The organism is Mesorhizobium sp. WSM1293 (genome assembly GCF_000513875.1).
GTDB classification, from domain to species: Bacteria; Pseudomonadota; Alphaproteobacteria; order Rhizobiales; family Rhizobiaceae; genus Mesorhizobium; species Mesorhizobium ciceri.
The window spans coordinates 136,186-160,736 of sequence record NZ_AZUV01000009.1 but is presented as its reverse complement, the minus strand read 5'-3'; the positions used below and the strand labels follow the sequence as shown (position 1 = coordinate 160,736).

General features: G+C 63.5%; 16 protein-coding genes. 8 read left to right on the top strand and 8 right to left on the bottom strand.

The annotated features are described in order from the left end of the window. Nucleotides 1–186 precede the first annotated feature (186 nt). Together M729_RS0112480 and pdeM are read left to right on the top strand one after the other, a co-directional pair. The gene (locus M729_RS0112480; RefSeq protein ID WP_027161741.1) at nucleotides 187–2,736 is read left to right on the top strand and encodes a ligase-associated DNA damage response DEXH box helicase; all 2,550 of its coding nucleotides are present in this window, start codon (nucleotides 187–189) and stop codon (nucleotides 2,734–2,736) included. After that, entirely contained in the window at nucleotides 2,733–3,449 is a 717-nt protein-coding gene (pdeM, locus tag M729_RS0112475) for a ligase-associated DNA damage response endonuclease PdeM (RefSeq protein ID WP_013533672.1), read from the top strand. Before M729_RS0112480 ends, pdeM begins: the two co-directional genes overlap by 4 nt. 6 nt (nucleotides 3,450–3,455) lie before the next feature. Here the strand turns inward: pdeM and M729_RS0112470 are convergent, their stop codons facing one another. The 3 genes from M729_RS0112470 to M729_RS0112460 are packed head-to-tail and all read right to left on the bottom strand — an operon-like array spanning nucleotide 3,456 to nucleotide 8,056. Then, nucleotides 3,456–4,391, bottom strand: coding sequence for a DmsC/YnfH family molybdoenzyme membrane anchor subunit (locus M729_RS0112470; protein WP_027161740.1), 936 nt, complete (start codon nucleotides 4,389–4,391; stop codon nucleotides 3,456–3,458). A 3-nt stretch (nucleotides 4,392–4,394) separates the two neighbouring features. Continuing rightward, nucleotides 4,395–5,129 (bottom strand): 4Fe-4S dicluster domain-containing protein, encoded by a 735-nt coding sequence (locus M729_RS0112465; protein WP_027161739.1) that lies wholly within the window; start codon nucleotides 5,127–5,129, stop codon nucleotides 4,395–4,397. After that, entirely contained in the window at nucleotides 5,126–8,056 is a 2,931-nt protein-coding gene (locus M729_RS0112460) for a molybdopterin oxidoreductase family protein (protein ID WP_027161738.1), read from the bottom strand. The genes M729_RS0112465 and M729_RS0112460 overlap by 4 nt, the downstream gene beginning before the upstream one ends. A 278-nt stretch (nucleotides 8,057–8,334) precedes the next feature. Here M729_RS0112460 and M729_RS0112450 point away from each other — a divergent pair, with 278 nt between their 5' ends. Further along, entirely contained in the window at nucleotides 8,335–9,237 is a 903-nt protein-coding gene (locus M729_RS0112450; RefSeq protein WP_027161737.1) for a LysR family transcriptional regulator, read from the top strand. A 134-nt stretch (nucleotides 9,238–9,371) separates the two neighbouring features. Here M729_RS0112450 and M729_RS0112445 read toward each other — a convergent pair whose 3' ends face one another. Further along, a complete protein-coding gene (locus M729_RS0112445) occupies nucleotides 9,372–10,934 on the bottom strand; it encodes a winged helix-turn-helix domain-containing tetratricopeptide repeat protein (RefSeq protein ID WP_027161736.1) in 1,563 nt (520 codons plus the stop codon). Nucleotides 10,935–11,044: 110 nt separating this feature from the next. Between M729_RS0112445 and M729_RS0112440 the strand changes: the two genes are divergently transcribed. Continuing rightward, a complete protein-coding gene (locus M729_RS0112440) occupies nucleotides 11,045–11,506 on the top strand; it encodes a cupin domain-containing protein (protein ID WP_013533666.1) in 462 nt (153 codons plus the stop codon). Nucleotides 11,507–11,694: 188 nt separating this feature from the next. Here M729_RS0112440 and M729_RS0112435 read toward each other — a convergent pair whose 3' ends face one another. The 4 genes from M729_RS0112435 to M729_RS0112420 all read right to left on the bottom strand — a co-directional run bounded on the left by M729_RS0112435 (nucleotide 11,695) and on the right by M729_RS0112420 (nucleotide 19,065). Next, nucleotides 11,695–12,951, bottom strand: a complete 1,257-nt coding sequence (locus M729_RS0112435) for an Hsp70 family protein (protein ID WP_027161735.1) — start codon at nucleotides 12,949–12,951, stop codon at nucleotides 11,695–11,697. Nucleotides 12,952–13,120: 169 nt separating this feature from the next. Next, nucleotides 13,121–13,912 carry a TIGR02186 family protein gene (locus M729_RS0112430; RefSeq protein WP_027161734.1) on the bottom strand — a complete coding sequence of 264 codons (792 nt, stop codon included), beginning with the start codon at nucleotides 13,910–13,912 and terminating at the stop codon, nucleotides 13,121–13,123. Then, nucleotides 13,912–14,835: a sulfite exporter TauE/SafE family protein gene (locus M729_RS0112425; RefSeq protein ID WP_023811359.1), complete on the bottom strand. Its 924-nt coding sequence runs from the start codon at nucleotides 14,833–14,835 to the stop codon at nucleotides 13,912–13,914. The genes M729_RS0112430 and M729_RS0112425 overlap by 1 nt, the downstream gene beginning before the upstream one ends. 192 nt (nucleotides 14,836–15,027) lie before the next feature. Beyond that, complete coding sequence (locus tag M729_RS0112420; RefSeq protein WP_027161733.1) at nucleotides 15,028–19,065, bottom strand: peptidoglycan-binding protein; 4,038 nt, start codon at nucleotides 19,063–19,065, stop codon at nucleotides 15,028–15,030. A gap of 455 nt (nucleotides 19,066–19,520) precedes the next feature. Here M729_RS0112420 and M729_RS0112410 point away from each other — a divergent pair, with 455 nt between their 5' ends. The 4 genes from M729_RS0112410 to M729_RS0112395 all read left to right on the top strand — a co-directional run bounded on the left by M729_RS0112410 (nucleotide 19,521) and on the right by M729_RS0112395 (nucleotide 24,538). Next, the gene (locus M729_RS0112410) at nucleotides 19,521–19,979 is read left to right on the top strand and encodes a MerR family DNA-binding transcriptional regulator (RefSeq protein ID WP_013533661.1); all 459 of its coding nucleotides are present in this window, start codon (nucleotides 19,521–19,523) and stop codon (nucleotides 19,977–19,979) included. A gap of 307 nt (nucleotides 19,980–20,286) precedes the next feature. Beyond that, nucleotides 20,287–22,077 (top strand): acyl-CoA dehydrogenase, encoded by a 1,791-nt coding sequence (locus tag M729_RS0112405; RefSeq protein WP_027161731.1) that lies wholly within the window; start codon nucleotides 20,287–20,289, stop codon nucleotides 22,075–22,077. Nucleotides 22,078–22,123: 46 nt separating this feature from the next. Further along, entirely contained in the window at nucleotides 22,124–23,296 is a 1,173-nt protein-coding gene (locus M729_RS0112400; RefSeq protein ID WP_027161730.1) for an acyl-CoA dehydrogenase family protein, read from the top strand. A gap of 33 nt (nucleotides 23,297–23,329) precedes the next feature. Next, entirely contained in the window at nucleotides 23,330–24,538 is a 1,209-nt protein-coding gene (locus M729_RS0112395; RefSeq protein ID WP_027161729.1) for an acetyl-CoA C-acetyltransferase, read from the top strand. The last annotated feature ends 13 nt before the right edge of the window (nucleotides 24,539–24,551 follow it).

The following is a 24,551-nucleotide window of genomic DNA, read 5'->3' as shown; positions in this document are numbered from 1 at the left end:
GCCCCGTTCACGGGGAGAAGGTGCCCGAGGGCGGATGAGGGACAGCGCCAGCATTGAGAGGTTCGCGCCGCCCCCCACCTGCCTGCCGGCATCCTCTCCCCGTACCGGGGCGAGGAAAGCTCACCTCGATCACCTTTTGTTCCGATTTTCCTTGGCGTTCGCGCGCCGTCGCGCTACCTCTGGCGGGTGACAGTTGAGCCGCGCCTTGCCGAACAGAATGCCGCCGTGGCCCTGCCCGAACCATTCCTCAGATGGTTTGGCGAGAAAGGCTGGTCGCCGCGCGCCCATCAGATCGAACTTCTAGCGAAGGCCCAGGCCGGTCAGTCGGTCCTGCTGATCGCGCCGACCGGCGCCGGCAAGACGCTGGCCGGCTTCCTGCCTTCGCTGACCGAACTGGCCAATGGGCCAAAGAGAAAGCCGGGCCAGGCGCAGCGCGGTATCCACACGCTCTACATCTCGCCGTTGAAGGCGCTTGCCGTCGATATCGAGCGCAATCTCGGCAAGCCGGTGGAAGAGATCGGGCTGCCCGTCACCATCGAGACGCGCACCGGCGACACGCCGGCGCACAAGCGCCAGCGCCAGAAACTGGTGCCGCCCGATATCCTGCTGACCACACCCGAACAACTGGCGCTGCTGATTGCGGCCGGCGATGCCAGACGCTTCTTCGAAGATCTGCGCTACGTCGTGCTCGACGAACTGCATTCGCTGGTGACATCGAAACGCGGGCATCTGCTGGCGCTCGGCCTGGCACGGTTGCGCAGCTTTGTCCCTGGTCTGCAAACCATCGGGCTATCGGCGACGGTGGCCGAACCGGACGAGTTGCGGCGCTGGCTGGTCAGCCAGAATCCACCCAAGGGTTCGACAGGCCATGACATGGCCGAACTGATCGTCGTCACCGGGGGTGCGAAACCGGAGATTTCCATCCTCGACTCCGAAGAGCGCGTGCCATGGGCAGGACATTCTGCGCGCTACGCCACGCCGGAAATCTATCGCGAGATCAAACGCCACAAGACGACACTGCTGTTCGTCAACACCCGCAGCCAGGCGGAACTGCTTTTCCAGGAATTGTGGCGGGTCAACGAGGACACGTTGCCGATCGCGCTGCATCACGGTTCGCTCGACGTCGCCCAGCGCCGGCGGGTCGAGAAGGCGATGGGCGAAAACGCGCTGCGCGCCATCGTCGCCACCTCGACTCTCGATCTCGGCATCGACTGGGGCGATGTCGATCTGGTGGTGCATGTCGGCGCGCCAAAGGGGGCGAGCCGACTGGCACAGCGCATCGGCCGTGCCAACCACCGCATGGACGAGCCGTCCAAGGCGATCCTCATCCCCGCCAACCGCTTTGAGGTGCTGGAATGCCGGGCCGCCCTCGACGCGAACTATCTAGGCGCGCAGGACACGCCTCCGTTGATCAATGGCGGGCTCGATGTGCTGGCCCAGCATGTGCTCGGCTGCGCCTGCGGCGCGCCGTTCCGTGCCGATGACCTGTACGAGGAGGTGCGAACGGCAGCACCCTATGTCAGCCTCGACCGGCCGACATTCGACCGCGTCATCGACTTCGTTGCCACCGGCGGCTATGCGCTCAAGAACTACGAGCGCTATGCCCGCATCCGTTTGAACAAGGACGGGTTGTGGCGGGTGTCCAATCCCCGCGTTGCCCAGCAATACAGGCTGAATGTCGGCACCATCATCGAGGTGCCGGCGCTGAATGTTCGATATGTGCAGGCCGGCAGCAAAGGCGCGGCTTCGCGTGGCGGTCGGGTCCTCGGCAAGATCGAGGAGGCCTTCCTCGAAACGTTGACGCATGGCGACACGTTCATGTTCGCTGGCAAGGTGCTGCGCTTCGAAGGCATCCGAGAGAATGAATGCTTCGTGTCGAACGCGCCGGGCAGCGATGCCAAGGTGCCCTATTATGGAGGCGGCAAGTTTCCGCTTTCGACCTATCTCGCCGAACAGGTCCGCATCATGCTCGATGACCCGCAGCGATGGAAAAAGCTGCCCGAGCAGGTCGCCGACTGGCTGCGGTTCCAAGCCGACAAATCGGTGCTGCCCAAGCGCGACGACCTGCTGATCGAGACCTTTCCACGCGGCAACCGCCACTATCTGGTGGCTTACCCGTTCGAGGGCAGGCTGGCGCACCAGACGCTCGGCATGCTGCTCACCCGCCGCCTCGACAGGGCAGGAGCCAGGCCGCTCGGCTTCGTCGCCACCGACTATGCCTTAGCGATATGGTCACTGGGCGACATGGGCGCGATGTTCAAAGCCAGGAAGCCTTCGCTGAGCGCACTTTTCGACCAGGACATGCTGGGCGACGACCTCGAAGCCTGGCTGGCCGACAGCTGGCTTCTCAAGCGCACCTTCCGCAACTGCGCGCTGATTTCCGGATTGATCGAGAAACGCCACCCTGGCCAGGAGAAGAGCGGCCGCCAGGTCACGGTCTCGACCGACCTGATCTATGACGTGCTGCGCAGCCATGAACCGGACCACATCCTGCTGCAGGCGACGCGTGCCGATGCGGCGGCCGGCCTGCTCGATGTCAGCAGACTTGCCGACATGCTCTCGCGCATCCAGGGTCGAATCGTGCATAAGGCTCTCGAACAGATATCGCCGCTCGCCGTGCCGATCATGCTCGAGATCGGCAAGATGCCGGTGAACGGCGAAGCCGATGAGACATTGCTGATGGATGCGGCGACGCTGGTCGCGGAGGCCATGGGGCCGGAGATGGTCGAGGAATGAATTTTTCGCTGGCGCGCACATCGCTGATCGCCGAGGCCGATCTTGTCGGCATATCAGGCGAACGCGCCGTCTGCGACCCGCGCGGCGTGCTTTATTTTCCGGATCTGCGGCTTCTGGCCGTGTCCGACCTGCATCTGGAAAAGGGCTCGTCGCTGGCACGCCGCGGCACGCTGATTCCGCCCTATGACACCGGCGCGACCTTGCTGCGATTGCAGGCCGTCATCGCTGACTACCAGCCGTCTATCGTCATCAGCCTGGGCGACAGCTTTCACGATGGCGGCGGCGCCCAACGCATGCATGCAAGTTTCCGAGAGCGGCTGGAAGCGCTGATATCAGGCCGGCAATGGTTCTGGGTCGCCGGCAATCATGACCCGGAAGCGCCAGCCGACCTGCCTGGCGAGACGGTGCGTGAACTTGCTATAGGCTCGCTGCTGTTCCGGCATGAGCCATCGAAGCAGCGTGTCGAAGGCGAAATAGCGGGCCATCTGCATCCCTGCGCCCGCATCGTCCAGCAGGGCCGCTCGGTGCGGCGCCGCTGCTTTGCCGGCGACGGCGGCCGCATGATCATGCCGGCCTTCGGTGCCTATACAGGCTCGCTCAACGTGCTCGATCGCGCCTATGCCGGGCTGTTCCGGCTGGATACGCTGATGGCCTATATGCTGGGCGCCCAACGCATCTTTGCCATTTCCGGCTCGATGCTGCGGCCGGGCTAAACAGCCCTACCTGCCGTAATAGAGCGTAACCGTGTGCTTCGCCTCTGCAAAAAACAGCCAGCGCTCGACCAGCATGCCGGCGAACTGGATTGCAGCAGCGAGTACCGACAGCAACGCTGCCGGCGGCCAGGGCAGGGCGAACACAATGGCGAGCAGCCCCAAGGGCAACGCGAAGGCCAGAAGCTGCGTGATCTGGCGCAGCCGCGCGCTGTGCTTGCGCGCGATGCGGAAACCCATTTCCTTGAGCAGATAATTCTCTTCGGTATGCGGCCATTCCAGCGACCGCACCGTACCTCCCGCCAGCCCGGTCGCGGTGTTGGCGGTGGTCGCGATCTCCAATCGGTCGTTGTAGCGCCAGGTCGCCACTTTCCAGCCCCAGCCGATCAAGGTCAGCAGCAGGCAAGCCGCCAGAAGCATCTTCGAACCGAAGGCAAAGCCCTGCAGCAGCGCGTTCAGCAGCACGCTGCCGGTCATTGCCGAGAAGATGACATAGCCGGGCAGGGTGAAGCGGCTATGCCATTGGGCGATCGGCTTCAGCGACGCATAGATCATGCCGGTGGTGCAGACGGTGATGATTGCGCCGATGGTGGCCAGAGATCCGGCGATGCCGACCCAGCCATCGGTCTTGCCGAAGAATATCCAACCGATGCCGAACAGTCCCGCCGGAATGAAGGTGATGACCGAGGCAACACCTTCGCGCGACAGCCATGAACTGCGCCATTGTGAGAACGCCCGCCAGGCGCGTTCGGGTCTGCCGAGGTGGCCGGTCGAGGACAACAGGCCGGCCACGATCAGGCCGAGCGCCAGGCCCATGCCGATGAAGCCCAGCCAGAAATCGGGTGGGATGATCTGGAAGCCCCCGAGCACGCCGAGCAGCGCCAGCAGTCCATAGCCGGCACCGGTGGAGGTGGTGAAGAAGACGACGGAGAAGGCTGGATGCATGGGTCAGTTCGAAAGCATGCGGTCGACCCAGCCGAGGAAACCGCCTTCGGCCCGCACCGGTTCCAATGCCGGCGCGGCCACCGATGCGGCGCGCGCGGTGTGGGCGCGCGGCGGCAAATATTTGTTGGTCGGGCGATAGCCGAGCTCAGGCATCAGGTCGACGCCGCCACGCTCCGCCACCAGTTGCGAAACAGCCGACAGGGGATCGCCGAGATCGCCGAAATGCCGGGCACTGGTCGGGCAAGCGGCGACGCAGGCCGGCACGCGGTCTTCTTCGGCCAGATTGTCATTGTAGATGCGGTCGACACACAGCGTGCATTTCTTCATCACCCCGACATCGGTGTCGAATTCGCGTGCTCCATAAGGACAGGCCCAACTGCACAATTTGCAGCCGATGCACTTGTCCTCGTCGATCAGCACGATGCCGTCCGAAGCCCGCTTGTAGGAGGCGCCAGTCGGGCAGACGGTGACGCAGGCCGGCGTCTCGCAATGCAGGCAGGAGCGCGGAAAGTTCACCGTCCGTCCGCCCATCTCGGTGGTGTGCTCATAGCTGTGCACGCGGTTGAACCAGACGCCGTCGACATGGCCGCCATAGGGATCGATGTCGGTCAGCGGCGCCATGTGGCCGCCGGTGTTCCATTCCTTGCAGGCGGTGACACAGGCCTGGCAGCCGACGCAGGTATCGAGGTCGATCACAAGGCCGAGTTTCTTGTCGCTTTGACTTGGCAGACAGGTCATTTGGTCGCCTCTCTCGCCCTGCGGAATTCGGCGCCGAAAGTCAGTCTGTCGGGCGAGGGTTCGAAATGCGGCGGCTGCAGGAAACGCTCGAACTGCGGCTCGGTGAACCCGGCTTCTTCGGCTGCGCATTTGACGATGCGCACGCGCAGGTCGAACCACGCAGCCTGGCCCGTCACCGGATCGGAATTCGAATAGCGTTTGCCCTGCGCGTCGGCCGAGGTCTGGTCGCCGATGATATGGTTGAGCAGGAAGCCACGGTTGCTCTCGGCCGCGTCGTCCTTCAGCCCCCAGCTGCCGCGCCTTTTGCCGATGGCGTTCCAGGTCCAGACCGTGCTTTCGTTCACCCCGTCGATCAGCTTGATCTGCCCCTTCACTCTGCCGTTGATGCTTTCGACCCACACCCAGTCGTCATCGACAAGGCCAAGACCGGCTGCCGTCCGGTGATGCACGAACAGCCGGTTCTGGCTGGTGATCTGCCTCAGCCACGCATTCTGCGAACCCCAGGAATGGTACATGTGCATCGGCCGCTGTGTCAGCGCATGCAGCGGATATTTTTCGAGGTCGACGACCGCTTCCTCTAAGGGCATGTGCCAGAACGGCAGCGGGTCCATGTAGGTCTCGATGCGCCGGCGATCGCCTTTCGGCGGCACCACACGGCCATGGCCACGCGCGGCGAGCCTGAAGCGCTGCATAGGCTCCGAGTAGAGCTGGAAAACGATCGGTTCGGCTTTCGGGATAAAACCCATCTGCACTGCGAAGTCGAGATAGGAGCGGTTGGCCATCTTGTAATAGCGCTGGTCGTCCGCGAAATCATGATGCCAGAAGCCGCCATTGTCGATGTAGCGCTGCAACTGGTCCGGGTTGGCCTCACCCCTGCCGGTCGAGGTCCCATCCTTGCCGCGCCAGCCGGCGAGCGGGCCGATGCCGGGCGTGCGCTCATGGTTGACGATGTAGTCGGCATAGTCGCGGTATCTGGCCGAGCCGTCCTCATCGACGAAACCAGGCAGGCCGAGCCGGGCGCCGAGTTCGATCAGCACCGACTGGAACGGCCGGACGTCGCGGTCGGGCTCGATGACGGGATGGCGGATGGCGTCGCCCGGTCCGTCGGCATGACTGATCGGCCGGTCGAGCAGGCTGATGCAGTCGTGGCGCTCGAGATAGGTCGTGTCCGGCAGCACCAGATCGGCGAACGGCACGGTCTCGGAATAATAGGCGTCGGAATAGATGATGAAAGGGATCTTGTAGTTGCCCGCTTCGTCGCTGTCGGTCAGCATCGCCATGGTCTCGACGGTGTTCATCGAGGAATTCCACGCCATGTTCGACATGTACATCATCAGCGTGTCGATCTTGTAGGGATCGCCTGCCCAGGCGTTGCGGATGACGGTGTGCATCAGGCCGTGCGCGGCCAGCGGCGCGTCCCACGAATAGGCCTTGTCGATGCGAAGCGGCGTGCCGGCCTCGTCGACCAGCAAATCGTCCGGCCCGCAGACGAAGCCGAGCGGCATGCCGTCGAGCGGCGTCATCGGCTTGACGGTCTTGCCCGCCGGCTTCGGTCCGGGCGGCGCGGATCGGGGGTAGGGCGGCTTGAAGCGGAAGCCGCCGGGGACATCCACCGTGCCCAACAGCACCTGAAGGAGATGGATGGCGCGGCAGGTGTGAAAACCGTTCGAATGGGCCGAGATGCCGCGCATGGCGTGCATCGAGACAGGCCGCCCCTTGATCGTCTCGTGGCGGCGCCCGGCCCAGTCGGTCCAGGCGATCGGCAATTCGATCGTCTGTTCGAAGGCGACATGGGCGAGTTCGGCGGCGATCCTGCGGATCGTGTCGGCGGCAATGCCGCAGCGCTCGGCGACCGAGTCCGGTGCGTAACTCTCATCGAGGTAGCGGTCGGCGATCAGCTGGAACACCGGGACGCAGCGGCGCCCGCCGATCGTGAAGCTGCCGGTCAGCGCCGGTTTCGCACCGGCATCGGCGGCGCTGACCGGTGTTTTGGCCACTCTGTTCCAAGCCAGCGGATTGCCGTCGGCGTCGCGCACGAACAGCCCGTCATCGGCAGCACCTGGCTCCTGCACGACGAGAACATGGGCATTGGTGTAGCGCAGCAGATACTCGAGATCGACGCGACCCGCCTTGAGCAATTCGTGGATGAGGGCGAACACGAACAGGCCGTCTGTTCCGGGTCGGATGCCGATCCAGTCATCGGCAATGGCATTGTAGCCGGTGCGGCACGGATTGATCGAGACGACCCTGGCGCCGCGCGCCTTGAGCTTGCCGAGACCGATCTTGATCGGGTTGGAATCGTGATCCTCGGCGACACCGAACAGCATGAAATACCGGGTGTTGTCCCAGTCGGGCTCGCCGAACTCCCAGAACGAACCGCCGATCGTATAGAGGCCGCCGGCCGCCATGTTGACCGAACAGAAGCCGCCATGGGCGGCGAAGTTCGGCGTACCGAACTGGCTCGCCCACCAGCCGGTCAGCGACTGCGACTGGTCGCGGCCGGTGAAGAAGGCGAGTTTCCTGGGGTCGGTCCGGCGGATGTTCGACAGCCGTTCCGTAGCGATAGAAAACGCCTCCTCCCACTCGATCTCGCGGAACTCGCCGGAGCCGCGCGGGCCGGCGCGCAGCAATGGCTTCTTCAGCCTTGCCGGGCTGTAATGCTGCATGATGCCGGAGCTGCCCTTGCCGCAGATCACGCCGCGATTGACCGGGTGGTCCTTGTTGCCGTTGATGTAGCGGACCTTGCCATCCTTGATGTGTACATCGATTCCGCAGCGGCAGGCGCACATGTAGCAGGTCGTCTTGGCGATGCTGTCGGAAACGGCAGGCGAGCTGTCGACGCCGTCGCCTTCATCGGGCGCTCGCGTGTCGGCAAGCGGGCGTTGCGATGGTGCCGAATTCGCGCCGCGCGGCGGTTCCTGCATCATGATCCGGTGGCGCCTGTACGGCGCATGGATTTGGCCCGCGTCTTCGGTCCGGGGCCGCGCATGTAATGCTCTTCCGGGTGGTAGCGATCACCGGCAAGCCGCCGCCTTATGCCGCGGATCCAATGCGCAAGCAGGGATCTGAAACGCCCGATCATTCTGCTCCCTGCGATCTTTCGGCGAATTTTTTCTAACTTCGCCGGAAAACTTAGAATAAAGCTATCGATCTGTCTAATCAGTTGTTCTTGTAAATTCGATCGATATTGGTTCTTAATGCGGACATGACCCTGGACCAGTTGCGGATTTTCGTCGCCGTCGCCGAGCGCGGCCATATGACCAAGGCGGCGGAACTGCTGGGCATTTCGCAGTCGGCGGCATCGGCGGCCATCCGGGCGCTTGAAGAACAGCACGGCGTCCACCTGTTCAACCGCGTCGGCCGCAACATCGAGCTTGCCCAGACCGGCCATCGGTTCCTGCCCGAGGCCAAGGCCGTGCTCGAACGGGCCGCCGCTGCCCGCAATGTGCTGGAGCATGTCTCGCAGACCGTCACCGGCAGCCTCTCGATCGCCGCCAGCCAGACCATCGCCAGCTACTGGCTGCCGCGCCGGCTGGCTTCCTTCCACGAAGCCTATCCGGCCGTCAGGCTGAGCGTCTCCATCGGCAACACCAGGCAGGTCGAGGCCAATGTCCTCGATGGCGCGGCGGATCTGGGCCTGGTCGAAGGCCGCACCGAGTCCGATATCCTGCGCCGCACCAAGGTCGACGTCGACAAGCTGATGCTGGTGGTTGCCAGCGCGCATCCGGAGATCCCCGAAGTCGCGCCCGGCCGCCCTGACATCAAGGGCCTGCGCTGGATCATCCGCGAGGGTGGTTCGGGTACGCGCGAGGTGCTGGAGGATCTGGCACGCCACGAAGGCATTTCGCTCGCCGACTTGCAGATATTCCTGGTGCTGCCGAGCAATGAGGCCATTCGCCAGGCGGTCGAGGCGGGAGCCGGCGCCACCATCATTTCGGAGCTTGTCGTGGCCCGCGCCGTGGCCGAAGGCAGTCTGAGATCGGTGCCGCTCGAATTGCCGAAACGCGACTTCGCCATGATCACCCATCGCGATCGCCAAGCAAACCTAGCCCAGATGGCGCTTAAGGCGCATCTCGACGGCAAGGCGGATGCCCCGTCGGCGGGCTAGAGTATCAGAGTTTGCGGCTTTGCCGTTGGCTCGGAGGTCTTGGTACTTTGTATCGAGTGGCTGATTGAAACGCCTCACCACGACCTTCCTCCCCAGATGGGCTCGCTAGCGCTGTCCGCCTCGACGCTCAGCCGTCACTCTGGCAATCCGGCGTCCCGCAGCGCGCTTCCCAGAGTCTCCGCGAGCGCTGGCGCACAGCGCACGCCAGCAAATTGGCGCCTGTAGCGGAAGCCCGGCTGAAGCTCGCGCACGCGCGCGGCGGCGGCCCTCGCTTCGTCCAGCCGGCCGAGTTTGGCGAGCGCAGCGGTCAGTTGCACGTAGGTGATGCTGTGTGCCGGATTGGCTTGAACGGACTTGTAGGCTGCGCGACAAGCTTCTTCGTAACGCCCGCGCAGCAAATGGCTCATTGCTTGGGCGTCAAACGCGGCCCAAGCCCACGAATCGAACGGGCTTAGCCGGATACCCTTCTCGCTCCATTCTATCGCGCGCTCTGCTTCGCCGGCCCATCCGAGAACGACGCTGCCAAGAATGTAAGTCAGCGCCGATGACGGGCTAATGGCGAGGGCTGCGTCTAATGCCGTGAATGCAGCGGCGCGATCATGCGCGTCCATGCCGATCGAAAACCCTGCCCATGTCAGAGCGAGTGCATCGTCTTGTCCATGGACAATGGCCAATCGGGCGTGCCGGATCGAAGCCGCACGGTTGAATTCCTGCAGCCCGGCACGAAGGAACAAACAATGATGACACATTGCTGCATTGCCATGCGCAAGGGCATAGGCAGGCTCGAGTGCGATGGCACGCTCAAGAAGCGCCAGTGCTCTCGTAACTTGTTCCGGCATACCTGTATCGACATCAGGCTGGGCTTGAAGCACGAGATCGTATGCGTCGAGACTCTCTGGGCGCTTCCGCCTGACACGTTCAATTTCCGCTTTTCGCAAGCTTGGAGCAATCGCGCCCACCGCTGATAGCGCGATTTCGTCCTGAAGCGCGAAAATGTCCTCCGAACTGCGGTCGTAGCGCTCGGCCCACACGTGCGCGCCGGTCGATGCATCGATCATCTGAGCGGTTACGCGCACACTACCGCCAGCTTTGCGCACGCTGCCTTCGAGGACATATCGTACGCCAAGCTCGCTGCCGACCTGCTTCACGTCCACGGCGCGGCCTTTGTAAGCGAAGGTCGAGTTTCGCGCGATAACGAAAAGCCATTTTATGCGTGCCAGGCCGGTGATGATGTCATCGACCATTCCATCGGCGAAGTACTCCTGTTGCGGATCTCCGCTCAAATTCGAGAACGGCAGGACCGCGACGGAAGGCTTCTCAGGCAAGGTCGGCGCCGACGCGGTGCGGGCGGCTGCAAAACGATCGGGGACATTCGTCGCAACAGCCGGTCCTACATAGCGATAGCCTCGGCGCGGCAGTGTTTCGATCCAGCTCTCAGCATCCGCTGCGTCGGCCAATACCCGGCGCAAGGCCGCGATCTGGACCGTCAGGTTGTTGTCGGCAACCGCCAATTTGCCCCAGCCGGCTTCGACCAGCGCGTCTTTGGATACCGGTACGCCCGCGTTTTGGAGCAGCAAACGCAGAAGCGAAACGGCGCGTTGCCCAAGCATGGTCGGCTCGGCGCCGTGATACAAAATGCCCGCCACCTGATCGAGACGGAACGGGCCAAACTGATAAAGGTCGCCTCCGATTGTCATCCAACGCTTTTAGCAAATTTTTGGGAACGAATTCACGACTTTCCCGGCATCGACGGCCAATGTTGCACAGGTGCTTGCCGGAAGTAAGCACCCAGTCAAAGGAGGATCCTATGAGTGCCAATGCCATTATTCGCATGCCCGACGAGAAGAAGGGGATCATGCTGCGTGGTCAACCTATGGTCTTCCTCGTCACCGGCGAAAACACCAAGCACACGAGCATGTTCGACTGGACGATCCCAGCGGGATTCGCCACCGGACGGCATGTTCACCGTGTGCAGGAAGAGACGTTCTACCTGCTCGAAGGCGAGTGTGCGTGGCATGTCGGCGACAAGACGGTTCGCGCAACGCCCGGAACCTATCTGTTCATTCCACCGGGAGTGCCGCACGACATCACGAATGTCAGTGAGAGACCCGCCCGCGTGCTGATGACCGTCTCTCCGCCTGGCCACGAACGCTACTTCGAAGAACTTGCCAAACTCGCGGCGCAGGGTGCGCCGGACCCAAAAGCCCTCGCTGAGCTGCGGAACCGCTACGATACTGACCAGCTCTCGACTTTGACGACACGCGGGTAGGCATCTGTCACGGCGGCCCCACGACAGCTTCTGGCCCATTGCGACATATCGCGCTGGCGCACGAGCTTGGTCGCTATCGGCGCAAAGCGGACGTGATCTTCATCGCATCACGCCGAAGGTTATGGGTACACGACCTGGCCTAAAGCGGATCAGTAATCTCTGAAAAGCTGGACCGCTCGAAGAAAGCCTCAGCCGAACTTGCGTTGCGCATCCAGCGCCAGGCCAAGTCCGACCGAGCCGAACATGTCGCCTTCGATGACGGATGCCTGCGGCACCAGCGACAGGATCTCTCGTTTGGCCAGCGGGATCGCGGTCGATCCGCCGGTCAGGAACACCGCGGTGATGTCGGACGGCTTCACCTCAGCGTCCCTGATAGTCTGCCCGACCGTTGCGGTGACCCGCTCGATGTCCCTGGCAATCGTCGCGTCGAGCCCGCTGCGCGTGATTTCGGCGGTGAACTCCGCACCCGGCAGCTTCACAGCGACCTCTGCGGATGACCTGTCGGTCAGCTCTATCTTGGCCTTCTCGACACGTGCGGCCAGCGCGTGTCCGTAGCGGTGTTCGACGACGTGGATGAAACGGTCGACCAGGTCGGCGCGCTCGGCCTCGTAGCGGATCTGGCGCAGATGCGTCATCGCCTTGGCGGTGTAGACCAGGTTGATGCGCTGCCATGTGGCGAGGTCTATGAAATAGCTTGCCGGCAGGTTGCGCTTGCCGTCCTTGGTCGGCGTCAAATAGCCGAGTTGCGGCATGACATGGGCGATGCTCAGCAGCCGGTCGAAATCCGTGCCGCCGATATGGACGCCCCGGCTGGCCAGGATGTCGTCCTTGCGGTCGAGCGAACGGGAGCGCTGCGGCGAGACGCGCACGATCGAGAAGTCCGACGTGCCGCCGCCCATATCGATGATCAGCGCCAGCTCCTCGCGTGTCACCTTCTGCTCGTAGTCGAGCGCCGCCGCGATCGGCTCGAACTGGAAAGCGATGTGCTTGAAGCCCTGGGCACGCGCGGCGTTCTCGAGTTCGCTTTGCGCCTTCGCGTCGGCCTCGGCATCGTCATCGACGAATTGCACCGGCCGGCCAAGAACGACGGTCTCGACCGTATCGCCGGCATCGGCTTCCAGCCTCTTCTTGAGATGGCCAAGGAACATGCCGACGATCTCCATGAAGCCGATCGACCGCGATTTGATGCGGGTCTTTTCATGGGCCAGCGAACTGCCGAGCACGCTCTTCAGCGAACGCATCAGCCGGCCTTCGATGCTGTCGGTGTAATTGGCGATGGCCTGGCGGCCAAAGCAGGTGCGGTTGTCCTCGAAGTTGAAGAACACGGCACTGGGCAGCGTGACCTGGCCGTTCTCCAGCGCGACGAGGCGCGGCTGCCCGTTGCGGACCACGCCCACGGTGGAGTTCGAAGTGCCGAAGTCGATGCCGCCGAAGGCTGGTCGCATGACAAGTTCCTGCATTTGTCGTCGGCGAGCCGACAGGCGCCATGAGAAATCGCGCGCTGTCCGGGGACGGGCTGCTCTGCCGAACCGAATTGTTTGTGTCTGCCATTTGGCTGGGGAGCGCGGTCTACCGCATGCCTCGGCAAAGGGAAACCACTTTTCGGGGAAAATGCTAATCTCGCCGGAAGATCAGCCTTCCGAGCCAGCCGGTCAGCATGGCCAGCGATATCGCGAAGACGCCGTAGAGGAAGGAATAATTGTGGGCGACACGGAAGATCGACTGCTCGAAACCGGATTTGCGGATTTCGAGCTGGGCCGAGCTTTCCTTGATGAACAGACCGCTCTTGAACAGGAACGCGCGGGCTTTGTGGGTTCCAACCGGCACATTTGGCGCCAGCCTCACTGTGGCGCGGAAAAGGTTCTGCGACAGGAATTGCACGCCGCCGACATTCTCGCTGTAGAGCCCGGTAGCCGACTTGCGCTCCCGCAGTGCCGCCGTGAACTCCTCGATCGTCGCCGGGCTGTCGCCGGCATCGGCGGGCTGCATGTAGAGGTTGGAGGCGCCGAGCGACAGCTGCTTGTAGCTGTTGGGTTCGGTGATGTCCTGCAGCGGCCGCGTCGTCGCCACCGAATAGGAGACGGGCACGTTTTCGAAGGTCTCAGAGTCCAGATTGACCCAGACGCCGAGCACCCTGTCCTTGCGGCGCACCACCACCGGTTTGGGCGGACCTTCGAGCACGACGATGACGTCGTAGCGGCCCTGGCGCGCGACGAGTGGATCCGGGTTCTCCAGCGAACCGAAGATGGTCAGATCGGCACCAGAAAAACCGGCGGTGATCGAGACGTTGTCGGTGGAGAGACCGATCTGGATGCCTTCGGTCAGCGGGACCTGTGCCTTCGCCGGCACGGCGGCCGCAAGCAGCGACAGGACAATGGCGGTTGCGAATGTGTTGCGAGCCCTCATCAGTTGAGGCCCGCGGCAGAAAGCGAATAGAGGTTGGGCGGTGTGACGAAAAGATCGATCGCCAATCGTATCGCCACCGCCAGCACCAGCAGCGCCAGCAAGGCCCTGAGCTGCTCGCCTCGCAGCCTCTGGCCGGCCTTGGCGCCATACTGCGCGCCGGCGACGCCGCCCGCCATCAGCAGGAACGCCAGCACGACGTCGACCGTCTGGTTGGTGGTGGCGTGGACCAGCGTCGTATAGGCGGAGGTGAAGATGATCTGGAACAGCGAGGTGCCGATGACGACGTTGGTCGGCACTTTCAGCAGATAGATCAGTGCCGGCACCATGATGAAGCCGCCGCCGACGCCCATGATAGACGACAGGAAGCCGATGCCGGCGCCAAGGCCAAGGACGGGGATGACGCTGACGAACAGTTTTGACGCCCTGAAGCGCATCTTCAGCGGCAAGCGGTGGATCCAGTTGTGCTGGCCGGATTTCTTCAGCACCGGCGCCGCGCCGCTGCGCGTGGCGCGCAGCGCATTGACGCTTTCGACCAGCATCAGCCCGCCGACGGTGCCGAGCAGCACGACGTAGAGCAACGAGATGAACAGGTCGAGCTGGCCGAGCCTGCGCAGGAAGGCGAAGACGTAGATGCCGCCAGTGGAACCGACAATGCCGCCGGCCAGCAACACCCCGCCGAGCTTGAAGTCGAGCGTCCCTCGCTTCATGTGCGAAAGGACGCCGGAGACGGAGGAGGCAATGACCTGGTTGGCGCCGGTGGCGACCGCGATCGCCGGGGGTATGTTGTAGAAGATCAAGAGCGGCGTGATGAGGAAGCCGCCGCCGACGCCGAACATGCCCGACAAGAAACCCACCGCCGCGCCCATCGCCAGCAGGACGAAGATATTGACGGAAATTTCCGCGATCGGGAGATAGATGCCCACCCGTCAGTCTCGATCAGTTCTGCCTGTCGGCGAATGCAACCGTTGCGGGCATCTTGGACCGACAAGCCAATTCGTTCTTGCGCCGGAGGTGCTGCGAAGTCAAACCGCGCTACGCCGCCGAAACAAAAAACATCTCAATCAGTTAACAGGCGAATGTGTGGCAAGGGCGTCGTGGAAACGACGCCTCTGCCGTTATTTGCGCGCCAGCAGTGCCTTGACCAGGTTTTCGTCGACTTCGCCGGTCGCCGCCATCTTGTTGTCGGTCTGGAAAGCCATGATCGCGGTCTTCGTCTTCTGGCCCATCTTGCCGTCGGCGCCGCCGGCGTCGTAGCCGTTCTTGTTGAGAATGCGCTGGATGTTCTGGACGGCCTTCTTCATGTCGATGCTGGCGGTCGTCTGCGGCGCGCCGTCCTGCCAGGACTCGGGAATGTCGGCCGAATTGGCTGCCGCATCCAGCGGCTTGGCCTTCCACAACTCGGTCGCGGCGCGGGCGCGCTCGAGCTGCTCGGGCCGCAGCGCATTGGCGATCTCGTCACGCTTGGCCGCCGCATCCTTGTCGCCTGTCTTGGCGACGAGCGCGAACCATTTGTAGGACTCCTCGAGGTTCTGCTTCATGCCGACGCCCTTGGCGGCGAGGATGCCGAGATTGAACTGGCTGTCCTTGACGCCGACGTCGGCCGCCGCCTGGAACCAGTGCGCGGCCGATTCATTGTCGGTCACGCCGTCAGCCGCCATGGCAAACAGCACGGCCAGATTGTGCATGCCGCTGGCGTTGCCCTGTGCCGCGGAAAGCTGGTACCAGGTCTTCGCCTTCTTGATGTCACGCGCGACGCCGATGCCCTTTTCGTAGAAATTTCCGATACGGTATTCGGCCGGCGCGAAGCCGAGTTCCGCCGATTTCTCGTACCATTTGGCCGCTGCCGCCATGTCTTCCTTGACGCCGCGCGACTCGGCATAGCGCGAGCCGATTTCGAACAGCGCCTTGGCGTCGCCGCTGGCAGCGGCATCACGCAAGGCGGCCGGGCCGGCGTCAGCGGGAATGTCGAATTTTGCCGTCGTCGCCGGCGAAGCGTCCACCGGCGGAACCGCGCCCGTGGTGTCCTTGGCGGTGGTCGGCTCTGTCGCCATAGGCTGGATGCCGGTGGCGGTATCGGTATCGGCAGGTTCGGCGGCGACCGGAACGGTCGAGGCCGGCGCAGGCGAGGCTGTCGTCGTCTCGGACACCGCTGGGTTTGCATCGGCCGATGTAGCCAAGGCGACGGGGGCGGGAACCGGTTCTGCGATCGGCGCGGCACCCATCGACGGCTCGGCGCCTGACGGCATGGCAATCATTCTTTGCGCGGCCATGTCGTCCTTGGTTGCCGGTGCGGATGGCTCGGCCTGTCTGACGGCATGGTCCGGCGCGCTTTCCACTGCCGCGGGCTGCGCGTCCGTCTTTGGCTGGCTCGCGGCATCGAGCGAGGCGGTTTGCATCGGCTGCGAGGCGACGATTGGCACGACATCGTTGCTCGCCACCTGGGCCGGATCGGCGAAGAAGGCCTTGCCCAGTTGCAGGGCGCCCAGCGCCAGCAGGATCGCGGTTGTCCCCATCAGGATCGGCTTGCGCCGTGCCTTGAGCAGGTCGCCGATCCGCAGTGCCTTCACCGGTCCGGTCACCGTCGACTGGCGCTTCAGCGCATCGGCCTCGGCGGCCGCGGCCTGCGCCGCGCGCCGGGCAGCGGCGATGAAATCCGATTTCGCGGCATCGGTGTCGCTGGGCTTGGCCGGCTGGCCGCGCTCGTCACGCACGCGCTTCATGATGGCATTGAGGTCAGGTGCGCCGGAGCCGGGCTCCAGCGGCCGGTTGGCCATTTTCGGATCGAGCGGCTCGTCGAGATCGACGCTCGGTATTGGGGCACTCGGCGCTGAGCCGGCCAGTGGCGGGATATCCGCCTCCTTCTTGCCCTTGAAGGCGCGGGCCAGCCCGCCGAACAACGATTTGCGGCCGCCGGCCTGTCCGCCTTTCTCGGCGATCGTGTCCGAACCGAGCGCGGCCATGGCCGCCGCCGCGGCAGCCTCGGCCGGCGTGCGCGTGCCAATACCAATACCGAGGTCGCTACGCATGCCCAGGTCGCCGCGTGCACCCGGCTCATTGCGCAGGATGGCGGCGGCACGGCCATCGAGATCTGCCATGACCCCAGTCAATGGCAGGGGCTGATCGATATCCATCGACGGCGCGTCGACGGCCATTTTGGGTCGGCGCACGCCGCGCCAGTTGCTCGGCTCGGCCGGTGCCGCATCCAGCAATTCGCTCATCGCCTCGACCGGCTCGCCGGGTTCGAGCGAACCCAGCCGGTCGACGATCTTGAGCAACGTATCGTGGATGGCCTCGAACGTTCTCGAATTGCGTTCGTCGGAGCGCCGCGTCAGCGTTTCAAGCGTCTTCAAATCCTGGGCGAGGCCGGAAACCGCGGTCGCATTGGCGCTCGAACCGGCCAGCGATTGCACTGCGTTCTCGGCCGCTTCGCGCGCCGCGCCAAGGATGGAATCGCGGGTTCCTGCGAGCGACTTTTCAATTTCGTTGAGACGCGGGCTGATGTCCTCGAATTCCGGCAGCGGGGTGCTGGGCTTGGAAAGATGGGCCGACAGGCCGGCAACCTGTGCTTCCAGGCTGCGGATCAACGCCGGATCGATGCCGGCGACCTGTGCGGCCGACGCGTCCAGCCGGCTTGAAATGTCTTCGAGCCGGCTCTCCAGTCCGCGGATCGCCGCTTCGCCCGCGGGATCGGGCACACGCGTTTCAAGGCGCTTGGCGAGCGCCGTAAAGCGGGCATCGATGGCTTCCATGATGCCGACGCTGTCGACCTGCGGCATGCGCTGGTCGAGCCTGTCAGCAACCTCGTCCAGCCTGCGCTCGAGATCGCGGAACAGCATGTTGCCCTGCTCGATGGCGTCACCCTGGCGGCGTTCCATCATGCTCGACAGCACGTCGAAGCGTTGCTCCAGCCCATGGAAGATGTAGTCGGCGTCAGGCATGGCGGGTGCCTGGTCGATCTTGTCGGCGATGAATGCGATCTGCTTGGCCAGGCGCTCCATCGCCTGCTCCGGCAGATTGGCGCGGCCGGCGAGTTCGTCGACCCGGCCCGACAGCGTGCTCAACCGGTCCATGACCGCGTTGCCGGGACGATCCTGCGCCACTTCTTGAATCTGGCCGGCAAGCGAGTCGATCCGTCTCTCTATGCGCTCGAAAGCCTCGTGGTCGAATGAATTGGCTTGCGCGGCGACCGTCGATGCCACGATGGCGCGGGAAATCTCGTCCAGCCGCTCGTCGATCATGCCAAGCGTGTCGCTGCCGCGATTGTCTTGCTGGCTGGCGAAATGGTCGACAGCGCCGGCAAGCGTGCGCACCTTCTCCTCCAGCGAGCGCAGCGACAACGATTCCGGCAAATTGTTGACGGCATTGCTGATCTGCTCGAGCCGGGCGGTGAGAGCAGACAGGCCCGGGTCGTCCAAGCGCTTGCGCTGGTCGGCGTCGACGCGGTCTTCGAACGCCGTCCAGCGGCGATCGAAATCGTCCCAGCGGCGGTCGACCTTCTGCACGCTCTCTTCGCGTGCCAGCGTTTCGAGTGCGGCTTTGACCTGTTCGAGCTCGAGCCGCAGCATGTTGACGCTTCTGTCGTCGCTCTTCTCGGCCAGGGTCTGGATGGCGCCCGAAAGACGCTCGAACTCAAGGCCGAGTTCAGCACTGCCCTTGGCCGAAGCACCGGGCCTTGCGCCTGACTGGAAGGCCCGCTCGATGTCCTTGCGCAGCGCTTCGAATTCCCGCTGCAGGCCTGCGGTCATCTGGTGGCGCAATTCCTCGCGCATGCCGCGCAATTCGCCGGCGATCTTGCCGACCATGGCAACGCCATCCTCCTGGCCGCGCACGCGATCGATATCGCGGGCAATGGCCTGGTAATTCTGCTCGAAAGCGGCGGCTCCCTGCATCGGGCTCTTCGGACGCGACGCGAGCTGCGGGTCCTCATACCAGCGCTGCTGGCCAGAGGGCCGGGCGGCGGGGTAGCGCGCATCGGCACCATATTGGCGGGGATCGGGTTGGCGGAGTTCGGGACGTGCCATCGGATCCTCGCGCGTCCGCTCCAGCCGCTGCTCCAGTGTCTCCAGCGACTGGTTCAACTGATCGAGCGTGGTCTGCGGCCTGCGCTGCCTGCCGGCATTGAGTGTATCGAGATAGGACCGCTTGCTGTTCATCGGTGCGTCCGTCTTTCAGAATGGCTGGCTCGCGGCCAGTTCCCCCAGGTCCCTATCGGAACGAAGGCGACCGGCGGCGATGCCGCGGCGGAAGACGAGCTTCCCGGGCTCTCGCCCGCGCTCCGAAAAACCGTGAAAAATTCGATACAGGATAAACACGGGTAGCCGACGCGCCCACATTTCCCCCAACGTGGTAAACAACGCGTTAACCAAACTTAAGAAATCGAAAGGATGTTGGCTGCTGGCCTGACGGTGCGGCATAAAGGGCGGGGCGCAGAACGCCCTTGCGTCATCCTGCGGCAATCGGTATAGAATTGACGTAAACGTAAAAGGCGCATTGAGCGCATGTTTGCGATTTGTTTGTTGAAACCACGACTGGAAGCAGGCCCCCGCTTCCAGTCAGGCGACGCACGGTCCAGGACCGCGACGCCACCAGACGGGGAAAGCCAGTGACCATGAAGCTTATCTCGGCCGGCGAGACCGCGGCCAATACCAATATGTCTGCCGAAGCCGGCGAGGACCTCGTCCGCATCGGCGAGATGGCGAAGAAATATGGAGTGACGCTGCGCACGCTGCGTTTCTACGAAGACAAGGGCCTGCTCAACCCGCAGCGCGACGGTTCGACCCGTCTCTACACGCGCCGCGACAAGGCCCGCCTCAAGCTGATCCTGCTTGGCCGCAAGGTCGGATTCTCGCTGCGCGACGTCAAGCAGATGATGGATCTCTACGATCCCACCGGTTCAAACACCAAGCAGCTCAAGCTTGCGCTGGACAAGTCGGAAAAGCAGCTTGCCCGCCTGCAGAAGCAACGGGCGCTGATCGACGACGCCATCAACGAGCTCAGCGGCTCGATGTCGGCGGTGCGCCAGATGCTGAGCGAGCGTTCGGCGCCGCAGGCGAGCGCCGCCAGCTGAAGCAATTCCGTCAGGAATTGCGCCAGACACCAAGTCGTCTGCTGATTGTCCGAGTTCTGTCTAGCCGCGTGGCCTGCCACGCGGCTTTTCGTTGTCCTGGCCCACTCTTATGGCCTTTCGGCGCTGGCTTGCGCAACGTCGCGCCGCTACGCTCATTGCTCCAGGGGGCGGGGAATCTTGTCGCATCAAGAAAATTGACGTTTACGCAAACGTCAATTTTTGCTATCCCGCTCCCAATATGGGTCCGCATGCCGCCCTGGCTTGTCTTCGGGGCATTCGGACCGGGTTTGCAGGGTGGAGAAAAAGCATGCCGACATACAGGGCTCCGGTCCAGGATACGCTGTTCGTGCTCAACGAGGTTCTGGGTTATCAGCGTTATTCGAACCTTCCCGGATTTGCCGACGCCACGCCCGATGTGCTCGAGGCGATCCTCGCCGAAGGCGCCAAGCTCGCCGAAAACGTCATGCATCCGCTGAACCGTGTCGGCGACATGGAAGGCTGTGTGCGTCACGACGATGGCTCGGTGACCACGCCGAAAGGCTTCAGGGAGGCCTTCGACCAGTACCGCGAGGGCGGCTGGATGGGATTGGCCGCACCCGTCGAGTTCGGCGGTCAGGGCCTGCCCTATGCCGTGCACACCGCCGTCGCCGAATATATGGTCTCGGCCAATATGTCCTTGATGATGTATCCGGGCCTGACGCAGGGCGCGATCGCGGCAATCATCACCCACGGCACCGACGAGCAGAAGGCGACATGGTTGCCGAGGATGATCGAGGGTGCCTGGACCGGCACCATGAACCTGACCGAGCCGCATTGCGGCACGGATCTCGGCCTGTTGCGGACCAAAGCGGTGCCGAACGGCGATGGCACCTATAAGATTTCAGGCCAGAAGATCTTCATCTCGGCCGGCGAACACGACATGTCGGACAACATCGTCCATCTGGTGCTGGCCCGCATCGAGGGTGCGCCGGAAGGCGTCAAGGGCATCTCGCTGTTCATCGTGCCGAAGCTCAAGCTCGACCCGTCGGGCAATCCGGGCAACAGGAACACCGTCTCCTGCGGCTCGATCGAGGAGAAGATGGGCATCCACGGCAATTCGACCTGCGTCATGAACTATGACGAGGCTGAGGGCACGCTGCTCGGCGAGCCCAATGGCGGCCTGAAGGCGATGTTCACGATGATGAACGAGGCGCGCCTCGGTGTCGGCCTGCAGGGGTTGTCGCTGTCGGAGATCGCCTATCAGAACGCTGTCGGCTACGCCAAGGACCGTTTGCAGGGCCGCTCATTGTCTGGGCCGAAGTCGCCGGACAAGAAGGCCGATCCGATCATCGTCCATCCCGACATCCGCCGCAGCCTGATGACCATGAAAGCCTTCAACGAGGCCGGCCGCGCGCTGGCGCTGTGGACGGCGATCAAGTCCGACATCGCCCACCGCTCCGGCGATGACAAGGATCGCCAGGCCGCCGACGACTACACCGGCCTGATGACGCCGGTGGTCAAGGGCGTGCTCACCGACAAAGGGTTCGACCACGCCGTCATGGCGCAGCAGGTGTTCGGCGGTCACGGTTATATCGAAGAGCACGGCATGAGCCAGTTCGTGCGCGATGCCCGCATCGCCATGATCTATGAAGGCGCCAATGGCATCCAGGCGCTCGACCTCGTCGGCCGCAAGCTTGGTTTGCATGGCGGCCGCGCCGTGCAGGCCTTCTTCAAGGAGGTCGGCGAATTCTGCGAGGAGAACCGCGCTAACGAGAAGATGGCGCCGTTCACCAAGGCGTTGAAGAAAGGTCTCAACGATTTGCAGGCGGCGACCATGTGGCTGGTGCAGAACGGCATGGCCAAGCCCGACAATGCGGGTGCCGCCTCGACCGACTACATGCATCTCTTCGGCCTGGTCGCTCTGGGCTATATGTGGGCGCAGATGGCCAAGGTGGCACTTGGCAAGACGGACGCCAATGGCGCGCAATCCTTCTACGACAACAAGATCGTGACGGGGCGCTTCTTCATGGAGCGGATCATGCCGGAGACATCGGCCCATCTCGCCCGCATTTCGAGCGGCGCTGACACATTGATGGCACTGCCGGCGGAAGCGTTCTAAGCTCGACCTCACTGGCCTTTCTGTCTGTCGATACGCGGAGGAAATCGTGGCGACAAATCCCGCCGAAGTGCTCTCTTTGCCGAAGCCCGCCTGGGCGGCGGACGAGGTCGGCATGCTCTACGACATGGCGCATCGCTTCATGTCGGAGGAGATCGCGCCGCGCTACGACGAGTTCGAGAAGAACGAGATGGTCGATCGCGAAAGCTGGCTGAAGGCAGGTTCCGCCGGCCTGCTCTGCGCTTCTATGCCGGAGGAATATGGCGGCTCCGGCGGCACCTTCGCGCATGAGAGCGCCATCATCGAGGCCATTGGCCATGTCGGCGTCGACGGGTTCGGCATCGGCCTGCACAATTCGATCGTCGCCCCTTATATCCTCCACTACGGCTCCGAGGAGCAGAAAAAGAAATGGCTGCCGAAGCTGGCGACCGGCGAGCTGATCGGCGCCATCGCCATGACCGAGCCCGGCGCCGGTTCCGATCTGCAGGGAGTCAAGACGCGGGCGCAGAAGGATGGCAACCACTACAAGATCAATGGTTCCAAGACCTTCATCACCAACGGCCAGCTTGCGAACTTCATCATCGTCGTCACCAAGACCGATCCGGAGAAGGGGGCCAAGGGAACCTCGCTGATCGTCGTCGAGACCGACGAGGTGGAAGGTTTTCAGCGCGGCCGTAACCTCGACAAGATCGGGCTCAAGGCCAACGACACGTCGGAGCTGTTCTTCAACGACATGCGCGTGCCGACCTCCAATTTGCTCGGCCACGAGGAAGGGCAGGGCTTCGTCCAGTTGATGCAGCAACTGCCGCAGGAGCGGCTGCAGATCGGCACAGGCGCCATCGCCATGATCGAGCGGGCGCTGGCGCTGACCATCGACTACGTCAAGGAGCGCAAGGCGTTCGGCAAGGCGATCATCGATTTCCAGAACACCCAGTTCGAGCTGGCCGAACTCAAGACCGAGGCCACCATCGGCCGCGTCTTCTACAATGATTGCGTCACCCGCCACATCGCGGGCGGCCTCGATCCCGTGACAGCGTCGATGGCCAAGTACTGGCTCAGCGACCTGCAGGGAAAAGTCGTCGACGAATGCCTTCAACTGCATGGCGGCTATGGCTACATGAATGAATACCCGATCGCCCGCATGTTCCGCGACGCCCGCGTCCAGCGCATCTACGGCGGCACCAACGAGATCATGAAATTGCTGATCGGACGCTCTCTCTGAAGGCGACATCAGGCAAACCCAAGGAGCAAGCAAATGGCTGAAGCTTATGTCTATGACGCCGTGCGCACACCGCGCGGCAAGGGCAAGAAAGACGGATCGCTGCACGAGGTGCCGGCGGTGCGGCTTGCCGCCAAGACGCTCGAAGCGCTGCGCGACCGCAATGGGCTGGACACTGCAAACGTCGACGACATCATCTTCGGCTGCGTCGATCCGGTCGGCGAGGCGGGTTCGGTCATTCCGCGCGCCGCCGCCTTCGAGGCCGGCTACGACACCAAGGCGCCCGGCATGCAGATCTCACGCTTCTGCGCTTCCGGGCTCGACGCCATCAATTTCGGTGCCGCCAAGATCGCGCAGGGAGCGGACGAGATCGTCATTGCCGGCGGTGTCGAATCGATGTCGCGCGTCGGCATGGGCGCCTCGGGCGGTGCCTGGTTCATGGATCCTTCGGTCGGCCTGCCCGGCTGGTTCGTGCCGCAAGGCATCTCGGCCGACCTGATCGCCACCAAATACGGCTTCAGCAGAGACGACGTCGACGCCTATGCGGTCGAGAGCCAGAAGCGCGCCGCCAAATCCTGGGCGGATGGCCGCTTCAAGAAATCCGTCATCCCGATCAAGGACCAGAACGGCCTGACCATCCTCGACCATGACGAGCATATGCGCCCGTCGACCGACATGCAGTCGCTGGCCTCGCTCAACCCGTCCTTCGTCATGCCCGGCGAAATGGGCGGCTTCGATGCGGTCGCGGTGCAGAAGCATCCCGAAGTGGAAGAGGTCAACCACGTCCATCATGCCGGCAATTCGTCCGGCATCGTCGATGGTGCGGCGGCCGTTCTGCTCGGTTCGAAGAAGGCCGGCAAGGCGATGGGGCTGAAGCCCCGCGCGCGTATCCGCACCTTCGCCAACATCGGCTCCGAGCCTGTGCTGATGCTGACCGGTCCGGTCGACGTCACCGAGAAGCTGTTGAAGCGCGCCAAGATGAAGCTCTCGGACATCGACCTGTTCGAGCTCAACGAAGCCTTCGCTTCGGTGGTGCTGCGCTACATGCAGGCTTTCGACATTCCGCATGACAAGATCAACGTCAATGGCGGTGCCATCGCCATGGGTCATCCGCTCGGCGCCACCGGCGCGATGATCTTCGGCACGGTGCTGGACGAACTCGAGCGGCGCGATCTCAACACCGCTCTGGTGACACTGTGCATCGGCGCCGGCATGGGCACCGCAACCATCATCGAACGCGTCTGACGGGGAGAGAAAC